General features: G+C 32.5%; 10 protein-coding genes. 6 read left to right on the forward strand and 4 right to left on the reverse strand.

The window, feature by feature from the left end; genetic code table 11:
* Positions 1-80: 80 nt before the first annotated feature.
* Positions 81-494 carry a type II 3-dehydroquinate dehydratase gene (aroQ, locus tag B0A57_RS05260; RefSeq protein ID WP_034098829.1) on the reverse strand — a complete coding sequence of 138 codons (414 nt, stop codon included), beginning with the start codon at positions 492-494 and terminating at the stop codon, positions 81-83.
* 509 nt (positions 495-1003) lie between these two features.
* Between aroQ and B0A57_RS05265 the strand changes: the two genes are divergently transcribed.
* Both B0A57_RS05265 and xerD read left to right on the forward strand, forming a co-directional pair.
* The gene (locus B0A57_RS05265; protein ID WP_034098796.1) at positions 1004-1615 is read left to right on the forward strand and encodes an outer membrane beta-barrel protein; all 612 of its coding nucleotides are present in this window, start codon (positions 1004-1006) and stop codon (positions 1613-1615) included.
* A gap of 89 nt (positions 1616-1704) precedes the next feature.
* On the forward strand, positions 1705-2604 hold the full coding sequence (gene xerD / locus B0A57_RS05270; RefSeq protein ID WP_011964120.1) for a site-specific tyrosine recombinase XerD: 900 nt from the start codon (positions 1705-1707) through the stop codon (positions 2602-2604).
* Positions 2605-2700: 96 nt separating this feature from the next.
* Here the strand turns inward: xerD and hisS are convergent, their stop codons facing one another.
* Positions 2701-4119, reverse strand: coding sequence for a histidine--tRNA ligase (hisS, locus tag B0A57_RS05275; protein WP_011964121.1), 1419 nt, complete (start codon positions 4117-4119; stop codon positions 2701-2703).
* A gap of 297 nt (positions 4120-4416) precedes the next feature.
* Between hisS and B0A57_RS05280 the strand changes: the two genes are divergently transcribed.
* The gene (locus tag B0A57_RS05280; protein WP_011964122.1) at positions 4417-5658 is read left to right on the forward strand and encodes an ABC transporter permease; all 1242 of its coding nucleotides are present in this window, start codon (positions 4417-4419) and stop codon (positions 5656-5658) included.
* Between the two features lie 36 nt (positions 5659-5694).
* On the opposite strand, the gene prmC is transcribed toward B0A57_RS05280, so the two are convergent.
* Complete coding sequence (gene prmC, locus B0A57_RS05285) at positions 5695-6552, reverse strand: peptide chain release factor N(5)-glutamine methyltransferase (RefSeq protein ID WP_011964123.1); 858 nt, start codon at positions 6550-6552, stop codon at positions 5695-5697.
* 2 nt (positions 6553-6554) lie between these two features.
* Positions 6555-7049 (reverse strand): GNAT family N-acetyltransferase, encoded by a 495-nt coding sequence (locus tag B0A57_RS05290; protein WP_034098800.1) that lies wholly within the window; start codon positions 7047-7049, stop codon positions 6555-6557.
* A gap of 55 nt (positions 7050-7104) precedes the next feature.
* On the opposite strand from B0A57_RS05290, the gene ribD reads away from it, so the two are divergent.
* The 3 genes from ribD (at position 7105) to B0A57_RS05305 (ending at position 9407) form a co-directional block, all read left to right on the forward strand.
* Entirely contained in the window at positions 7105-8112 is a 1008-nt protein-coding gene (gene ribD, locus B0A57_RS05295; RefSeq protein WP_011964125.1) for a bifunctional diaminohydroxyphosphoribosylaminopyrimidine deaminase/5-amino-6-(5-phosphoribosylamino)uracil reductase RibD, read from the forward strand.
* Positions 8105-8716 (forward strand): HAD family hydrolase, encoded by a 612-nt coding sequence (locus tag B0A57_RS05300; RefSeq protein WP_011964126.1) that lies wholly within the window; start codon positions 8105-8107, stop codon positions 8714-8716. The genes ribD and B0A57_RS05300 overlap by 8 nt, the downstream gene beginning before the upstream one ends.
* A 76-nt stretch (positions 8717-8792) precedes the next feature.
* Complete coding sequence (locus B0A57_RS05305; RefSeq protein WP_011964127.1) at positions 8793-9407, forward strand: IMPACT family protein; 615 nt, start codon at positions 8793-8795, stop codon at positions 9405-9407.
* The last annotated feature ends 10 nt before the right edge of the window (positions 9408-9417 follow it).

Here is a 9417-nt window from a genome sequence, read left to right on the forward strand (position 1 = left end):
AAAGCTAAATTGGTATTATGACTCTAGCAAAAAATAGTTGGGTAGCCATGGCGAAGAGTTATCATAAAGAGTGAAAAATATTATAAATATGACGCTACTGCCAAATCATAACTTTTTAACCCGAAACCAATAATTACGCCTTTTGCATTTGGCGAAATATAAGATTGATGGCGAAAAGTTTCTCGAGAAAAAGTGTTAGAAATATGAACCTCGACCACTGGCGTTGTTATTGCCTTTAGGCAATCGGCAATAGCTATCGAGGTGTGGGTATAAGCACCCGCATTAAGAATTATACCGTGATAAGTAAATCCTACTTCTTGCAGTTTGTTTATAATTTCGCCTTCTACATTACTTTGGTAATAACTTAATTCTGCCATAAGAAATTTAGTTTTTAATGCTTCAAAATAATCTTCAAAATTTTTACTTCCGTATATTTCTGGTTCTCTTTTTCCTAAAAGATTAAGGTTAGGACCGTTTACAATAATAATTTTCATACTTATAAATAACTTTTGCTTGTTTTTTTGTTTAAATTGTGTGTAGCAATACCTTTTTAGTAAATTTATTTTAATTTTAGTACATCCTAAATAAAATACAAACATAGGAATAACAATATACGCACCAAATATTACAGTATTTTTTTAACTAAAACGGCATAATTTGTTATTGCATTACAACAAACAACAAAACGGCACAACACTTTTGTAAAAGTAACTATTTCAGTTATATATTAAAGTATTAGCAAAATGAAATTCCTTTTTTGAAGTAAAAAAATGTATTTTCTGACAAAAAAACCACTTAACAGCTAATCTTGTGCTTTTTTAATTAAAAAAAACTGCAATATTTAAGAACAAAAAAGGTACTTTTTCTCCATTTACCATCATTTTAAGCCGTTAATTACCTAACAATAAGCTGTTTAAAAATTGTTAATAACTAGTGTTTACTTTTTATTTTTGAAACACTAATTAATACTACTTTCGACGAATAATTTTTAAATTAAAAAATAATGAAAAAAGTTTTATTAACTGCTATTGCAGTATTCGCATTTGGTTTTGCTAATGCACAAAAAAGTTCTATTTTAGTTGCTGGAACTGTAGGTTTTAACTCTACATCACAAGGTGATACAAAAAGTTCTGGTTTCGATTTTTCTCCAAAAGTTGGTTACCAATTTTCTGAAAACATGACAGTAGGTATTGAAGGTAGCTTTAGAAATAATACTGAAACCAGTACTACTGGTAGTATTAGTTTTGGTCCAATTACACTTCCTGGAATATCTCAAGAAACAGTACATACTAATACTAAAATTGGTGCTTTCTTTCGTTATGCACAACCATTAGCTGGTGTTTTCTCTGCTTTTGCTGATTTAGGTGTTGGTATGCAATCTGGAAAAACATCAGTTAACAGACCAGGATCAACAGATTTAAAATATAACGGTTTTTACATTGGTGTAACACCTGCTATTGGGGTTGATATGAAAAAAGGATTTTGTCTTAACTTCGCTATCGGAGGTTTAGGATATAATACTATGAAAGCTGATGCTGATGGTGCAAAAGCTGCAAACAATTTCGAATTGAATTTCGGAAAACAAGTAAGCGTTGGTATCTCTAAAAATTTCTAATATTCCAAAAAATTACTTTTTAAGAAATCCCGTTTCGTAATTACGAGACGGGATTTTTTTATGCCCAAAATTTTCGTTACTTTGCCCTAATGAATTGGAATGGTTATATAAATAGTTTTAAATCCTACTTAAAAATAGAACGAGGATTGTCTAAAAATTCTGTGGCTAATTATGTGCTCGACATCGAGAAATTAAACCATTATTTGTCAGACAATAATATTCATGTTTCGCCCGTAAATATAAATGAGCAAACGATTCAGCAATTTATTTACGAAATATCTAAAAGCGTAAACCCACGGTCGCAAGCCAGAACCATTTCTGGATTAAAAAGTTTTTTTAGTTATCTTATTTTCGAAGATTATCGCCCCGACAACCCGTTAGCACTCATAGAAACCCCACGTTTGGGACGAAAATTGCCAGACACATTAAATATAGAAGATATAGACAAGCTAATTGCTGCTATAAACCTAACCACAAACGAAGGCGAACGCAATCGTGCCATGCTAGAAACATTATATGCTTGCGGTTTGCGAGTTTCGGAACTGGTTTCGCTAAAAATTTCCGATTTGTTTTTTGCCGAAGGTTTTATAAAAATAACAGGAAAAGGAAACAAACAACGGTTTGTACCCATAAGTGAGTACACACAAAAATATATTGAGATTTATAAAAATACCGATAGAAATTTACTTTCCATACAAAAAGGGCACGAGGATACTTTATTCTTAAACAGAAGAGGAAGGCAACTTACAAGAGCTATGATATTTACCATTATAAAAAATCTAGCGGTAGAAATTGGCTTAAATAAAGTAATAAGTCCGCATACTTTCCGACATTCGTTTGCCACACATTTGCTAGAAAATGGTGCCGATTTGCGATCTATACAACTCATGTTAGGACACGAGTCTATAACCACTACCGAAATTTATATGCATGTAGATAGGAAACATTTAAGCCAAGTTATGCAAACTTTTCATCCTAGAAGTAAATAGTTTGAATAAATAAGTGAGTTTTTGTCATTTCGACCAAGGAGAAATCTTATAATTAATTTTGATGAGATTTCTCCTTCGTCGAAATGACAAAATGATTTATTGAAGTAATGATTTCAATTCGTCAAAAGAAACTTTTTGTTGTTCGCCAGAAACCAAATTCTTTACAGCAAACTGGTTGTTTTGCATCTCATCATTACCCACAATAATAGCTAACAGAATGCCTCGCTTTTCGGCATACTGAAACTGTTTGGCAATTTTTGCATTGTCAGGATACAATTCTACTTTTATGCCTTCTTTTCGCAATTGGGTAATGGCTTTCATAGCATATTTTGTTTCTTCTTGACCAAAATTCAGGAAAATAGCTTTAGAAGTTGTGGTTACCGTTTCTGGAAACAAACCCAATTCTTCGATAACTAGATAAATCCTGTCTAACCCAAAAGAAATTCCCACGCCACTCATGTTTTTAAGCCCGAAAATTCCTGTTAAATCATCGTAACGACCACCACCACCTATAGATCCCATGGCAACCGCTTTTGGCGGAGCTACTTCAAAAATGGCTCCTGTATAATAATTTAAACCACGAGCAAGGGTTACATCTAAATCTAAAATGGCAGAACTTAATCCTAAATCAGTTACATTATCGCAAATAAATTGCAGTTCTTCAACCCCTTTCATTCCTTCTGTAGATGCAGCAAGCAAAACAGATAATTTTGCTATTTTTTCCGAAATAGAACCTGCAAAATTAAATAATGGTTGTACTTTTTCGATAGCCGTTTCAGAAATTCCTTTTTCGATCATTTCTTTTTTTACGCCGTCCTCCCCTATTTTATCTAGTTTGTCTAGGGCTACGGTAAAATCTATTAATTTGTTTGATGCGCCAATCACTTCGGCAATTCCTGATAATATTTTTCTGTTGTTAATTTTGATCGTTACGCCATTTAAACCTAAATCGGTAAAAACAGAATCATACAATTGTACTAGTTCTACTTCTTGCCATAATGAGGTAGATCCTACCACATCGGCATCGCACTGATAAAATTCTCTAAAACGTCCTTTTTGCGGACGATCTGCTCGCCAAACGGGTTGTATTTGGTAGCGTTTAAAAGGGAATTCGATTTCGTTTTGGTGCTGTACCACATAACGTGCAAAAGGTACGGTTAAGTCGTAACGAAGGGCTTTTTCTGAGATATTGTTGGTAAATTTATTTAATTCGACTAGCTCATTTACAGCAATAGTTTCGGCAGAATTAAGCTGAAGTGACTGTATGGATTCAGGCAATTCTATTTTCTTTTTATTGAAAAAGAAATTTCCAGAATTTAATATCTTAAAAATTAATCGATCGCCTTCTTCTCCGTATTTTCCCATTAGGGTTTCAGAATTTTCGAACGAAGGGGTTTCTATAGGTTGGTAACCAAATTTCTCGAAATGAGTTCTCATTTTCTGAATAATATATTGGCGTTTTGCTACTTCTGCTGGCGAAAAATCACGGGTTCCTTTGGGTATGCTTGGTTTCATTTTTTGTGTATTCGGGTTATTCGATTATTTGGTTATTCGATTATTTGGTTATTCGATTATTTGGTTATTCGATTGCAGAAGGTTTTAAAAATTGCTTTTTAGCCCTGATGGAAGCGAAAATCCTGTTTCGTTTTTTGGAACGAAACAGATTGTAGCGACAGCAGGAAAATGGATTACAAAAAAATCCCAAGCTATTCGCTCCTAAAACTTTTACAAATATCTTGTTTTTTAGCCTATTTATAAAATTTTAAATAGAAAGTTGTAACAAAATCTGTAATTTCGTGTCAAATAAGTATTATGCTAGGATTATTTAAAGAAAATGTAAAAATTGCGTTGGGTTCTATAAGAACGCAAATGCTTCGCACCATCTTGACAGTGCTTATTATTGCTATTGGAATTACGGCTTTGGTGGGAATTCTTACTGTAGTTTCTGCTTTAGAAAATACTTTGTCTAATGATTTTGCGTCGATGGGTTCTAATACTTTTTCGATAAATCAGTATAAGAATTTGACACGAAGAAGAGGTGGCGACGAAAGAGAAAAAATAAACCCTACCATTACTTATACCGAAGCCAAAGCGTTTAAAGAAAATTATAAATATCCGTTTACCAATACCTCTGTTTCATTTACAGCAACATCGAAAGCCGAAGTAAAATTTGAAACTAAAAAAACCGATCCCGAAGCTTCTGTTTTAGGGGTAGATGAATATTTTATGCCCAATGCTGGACTTAAAGTAGTAAAAGGTAGGAATTTTACTAATTTTGATATAGAAAACAATACTTATGTTTGTGTACTAGGTGCTGATTTTGAAAAAAAATTATTAAAAGATATTAATCCTATTGATAAAACGATTGTTATTCGTGGGGCAAAATTTAAGGTCATTGGCGTTTTAGAAGAAAAAGGATCTACTTTTGGCAATAGTCAGGATTTACGGGTTATGATTCCCATACAAGTAGCGAGAACTTTGTTTACCACGCCCAACATAAATTATACGACTAGCATAATGGTCGAGAAAAAGGAATTACTAAGTAATGCGATAGATAATGCAACAATTGCTATGCGCAAAGTACGAAAATTAAGTCCTATTGAAGACGATAATTTTTCGGTTTCTAGAAGCGATGATTTAATTAATAAAATACTAGGCATTACACAATATTTAGGCTGGTCGGCATGGCTAATTGGGATTATTACAATCTTAGGCTCATCGATAGCACTCATGAATATTATGCTGGTTTCTGTAACCGAAAGAACCCGAGAAATTGGAGTTAGAAAGGCATTGGGGGCTAAAAAAAGCACTATTGCCCTGCAGTTTTTTATGGAAACTTTAGTAATTGGTCAGTTGGGTGGCTTACTAGGGATTGTCTTTGGGATCCTAATAGGTTATGCTATTGCGATTTTAATTAAGTTCGAATTTGTAATTCCTTGGCTGGCAATTATTGCTGCTTTTATTGTAAGCTTTATAGTAGCAGTCGTTTCTGGTTCTTATCCCGCTATAAAAGCATCGAAACTAGATCCTATTGAAGCCTTGCGGTACGAGTAGGTTTTCATTTCTGAAATTTCTTAAACATGGAGTTTGTTATCTGAAATTCACCTTAATCATCCTATCATTTCCGTAAATATCTTTTTTAAGTGTTGTATTTTTAAAATTATATTTTTCTAACAATTCGACTGTTTCTTTGCCTAAATACTGATTAATTTCGAAATACAATTGACCATTATTGGAAAGATTTCTTGTAGCTAATTCTGTAATTTTTCGATAAAAAAGTAATGAATCATTGTCTTCTACAAAAAGCGCTAGATGTGGTTCATATTCCAATACATTTTTATGAATTTCCTTTTTTTCTAAATTTCGAACATACGGCGGATTAGAAACTATAATATCAAATTCTTGGTTTAAATCTTCCGTTTGAAGGATGTTTTTCTCTATAAAAGTAATATCTACCTCGTTTAGTACGGCGTTTTTTTGGGCTGTTGCCAAAGCTTTATCAGAAACATCTATCGCAAAAACTGAAGCATTTGGAAGGTTTTTTGCTAACGAAATCGCAATGCAACCAGAACCAGTACCAATATCTAAAATTTTTAAATTCTTTAAACTGCTAATCTTTAAATTTTCTTTAATAATCCATTCAACCAATTCTTCCGTTTCAGGGCGAGGAATTAGTGTGTTTTCATTAACATAAAAAGGCAAACCAAAAAATTGGGTTTCGCCTAATATATACTGAATTGGTTTTTGCTCTTTGAGTTGCAACAAAACCGTTTCCCATTGCAACAACTGAATGTTGTCTAATTTTAAATCAGGACTTAAAACCAAATCTACCCGTTTTAGTTGGTGAAAAGCTTCTAAAATGATATAAAAAAAGCTTTCGATCTCTTTTTCATCAAAAATTGAAGCCAGTGCTTGTACAAATTGTGTTCTGTAATTTTTTATTAACATTATTATTTATTATCAATTGTTAAATGTTTGATCATCCAAACAGGACAAGAAGTATGCCCCGTATTTCCCATAGGTTCGCAAAGATACTCGAAACCAACTTTTTTATACAATTTCTGGGCTGCTTCCATGTAAGGCATGGTTTCTAAATAGCATTTTTCGTATCCAAAATTTTTAGCAATAGTAAGACATTTGTTCATTAATTGAAGCCCAATTCCTAATCCTCGAGCTTCTGGCAAGAAATACATTTTTTGAAGTTCGCAAATGGTGTTCGCTTCGTTTTCTAACGGTGCAATTCCTGCACCGCCAATAATATTTTCGTTTTTTTGTACAATAAAATATTTTGTTTTAGGGTTTTGATACGTTTCAAATAAAAAATCTAATTGCGGATCAGCATAAGCCGTTCCTACTTTAGGCGCACCAAACTCCATCAAAACATTGCGAACAATTTTTGCAATTACCTCATTGTCTTTCTGTTGAATTTCTCTAATAATTATCATAAAACTAAACCCTTAAACTCTTAAACTTATAAACTAAAAGTTTTATTTTTGCGAAGTGAAGATACATGAAAAATATATAAAACGTTGCATCGAATTAGCTAAAAATGGTTTGCCAGCCGCAATGCCTAATCCATCAGTTGGTGCGGTAATTGTTTTTGAAAATAAAATTATTGGCGAAGGCTATACTGCTGCTTATGGCGGAAATCATGCCGAAGTAAACGCTATTTTATCTGTAAAAAACAAAGATTTATTAGCAAAATCGACAATTTATGTTAGTTTAGAACCTTGTAGTCATTTTGGCAAAACGCCACCATGTTGCGATTTGATTATTAAATATAAAATTCCAAATGTGGTTATTGGTACTGTCGATTCTAACAGCAAAGTATCGGGTCAAGGTATAAAAAAATTAATAGAAGCGGGTGCCAATGTAATAGTAGGCATTCTTGAAGCGGAATGTAGAGAATCTAACAAAAGATTTTTTACTTTTCACGAAAAAAAACGACCTTATATTATATTAAAATGGGCAGAAACTAAAGACCAATTTATTGCACCATTATTAAAAAACGAACAAAAACCAGTTTGGATTACCAATATTTACTCCCGCCAATTAGCACACAAATGGCGAACCGAGGAACAAGCCATACTCGTGGGAACCCAAACGGCTATTGACGATAATCCAAGATTAGATGTTCGAGATTGGACAGGAAAAAACCCTACCCGAATAGTTTTAGACAAAAATAATAGAATTCCGAAAGAAAATCATATATTTGATATTCGCCAAAAAACATTTGTAATCTCTGATAAAACAATTAATTATTCTGAAAATGTAGCTTTACAAATTGTATCGTTTTTATTCGATAATAATTTACAATCGGTAATTATAGAAGGCGGCAGGCAAACTTTGCAAACCTTTATAGACGCAAATTTGTGGGACGAAGCAAGAATTTTTGTAGGACAAGAGCTGTTTTCTAGTGGTACAAAAGCACCCGTAATTACTAGCAAAAGAGTAAAAAGAAGCAAAATAGACAATGACGAACTATTAATCTATTTGAACCATGATTAACACTATTATCTTCGATTTTGGCGATGTATTTATCAATATTGATAGTAAAGCTTCGCTTAATGCGCTAAAAAAATTAGGTCTAAACTCCTGGAATGATGAACTCGAAAAGTTGAACCAAGAATTTGAACGAGGAAAAATAACCGAAGCTCAGTTTATGATTGAACTTAAAAAAATAATCCCAAACGCTTCTATAGATGACCTAAAAACAGCTTGGAACTTGGTGCTTTTAGATTTTCCGTTACAAAGATTAGAATTTTTGCAACAATTGTCTATGCTAAATTATAAATTATTTTTACTAAGCAATACTAATGAAACTCATATTGAGAAATTCGAGCACATGCTTGGTGCAACATTTACTAGAGATTTTTACCAATGTTTCGAAAAAGTATATTTTTCTTTCGAAATTGGCGTATGCAAACCAGATCCGCAAGCTTTCGATTACATTATCAGAAAACATAACTTGCTAGCAAAAAACACTCTATTTATAGATGATAAAAAAGAAAACACAGATATAGCAGCCGCTTTAGGTATGCAAATTTGGAATATCATTCCTGAAAAAGAAGATATTACCCAGCTTTTTGACAAAAAATTTATTCTTAAATAATCTGTTAAATAAGGAATGAAAAATTAAAATTTATAGTAAACAAATCACATCTAACAAATTCTTAAAAGTTTTTTTTTTGGAAATACAAGACACTTATTTTACTATCAATAAACCAGCAACGGAGGTTTTATTTAAAGAAAAAAACAGCAAATTTTTTGGTTACACGTTTCCAATTACTTCAGAAGAAGACGTAAAAAGGCACATCGAAAACTTAAAAAAGCAACATTTCTCAGCCAGACATTGGTGCTATGCTTATCAAATTGGAACCGATAAAATACAATATCGTGCCAATGATGATGGCGAACCCAACAACAGTGCTGGAATGCCTATTTACGGACAAATACAATCTTATAATGTAACTAATATTTTAGTGGTTGTAGTTCGTTATTTTGGCGGTATCAAATTAGGAGTTGGCGGGCTTATTACTGCCTACAAAACTACAGCGCAAATGGCGCTCGATGAATCTGAAATCATCGAAAAAACGATAAACATTCATTTTGTAGTTGGGTTTGATTATAAGAATATGAACAAAGTAATGCGAGTTATAAAAGAAAAGAATATTACAATAGTTTCTCAAAAAATGGAAGAATCTTGCCAAATAGAAATTGCTAGCAGAAAAAAAAATGCCAGCAGTATTTTTGATATTTTTGATCAAATTTTTGAGGTTGAGATAAAAAAAGTTAATGATTAATAAAAAAAGC

Source organism: Flavobacterium psychrophilum DSM 3660 = ATCC 49418 (assembly GCF_002217405.1).
GTDB lineage: Bacteria > Bacteroidota > Bacteroidia > Flavobacteriales > Flavobacteriaceae > Flavobacterium > Flavobacterium psychrophilum.

Bases quoted from the DNA above. Each gene is read 5' to 3' on its own strand.
- aroQ (WP_034098829.1), bottom strand. From the start codon at position 494: ATGAAAATTATTATTGTAAACGGTCCTAACCTTAATCTTTTAGGAAAA.
- B0A57_RS05265 (WP_034098796.1), top strand. From the start codon at position 1,004: ATGAAAAAAGTTTTATTAACTGCTATTGCAGTATTCGCATTTGGTTTT.
- xerD (WP_011964120.1), top strand. From the start codon at position 1,705: ATGAATTGGAATGGTTATATAAATAGTTTTAAATCCTACTTAAAAATA.
- hisS (WP_011964121.1), bottom strand. From the start codon at position 4,119: ATGAAACCAAGCATACCCAAAGGAACCCGTGATTTTTCGCCAGCAGAA.
- B0A57_RS05280 (WP_011964122.1), top strand. From the start codon at position 4,417: ATGCTAGGATTATTTAAAGAAAATGTAAAAATTGCGTTGGGTTCTATA.
- prmC (WP_011964123.1), bottom strand. From the start codon at position 6,552: ATGTTAATAAAAAATTACAGAACACAATTTGTACAAGCACTGGCTTCA.
- B0A57_RS05290 (WP_034098800.1), bottom strand. From the start codon at position 7,049: ATGATAATTATTAGAGAAATTCAACAGAAAGACAATGAGGTAATTGCA.
- B0A57_RS05300 (WP_011964126.1), top strand. From the start codon at position 8,105: ATGATTAACACTATTATCTTCGATTTTGGCGATGTATTTATCAATATT.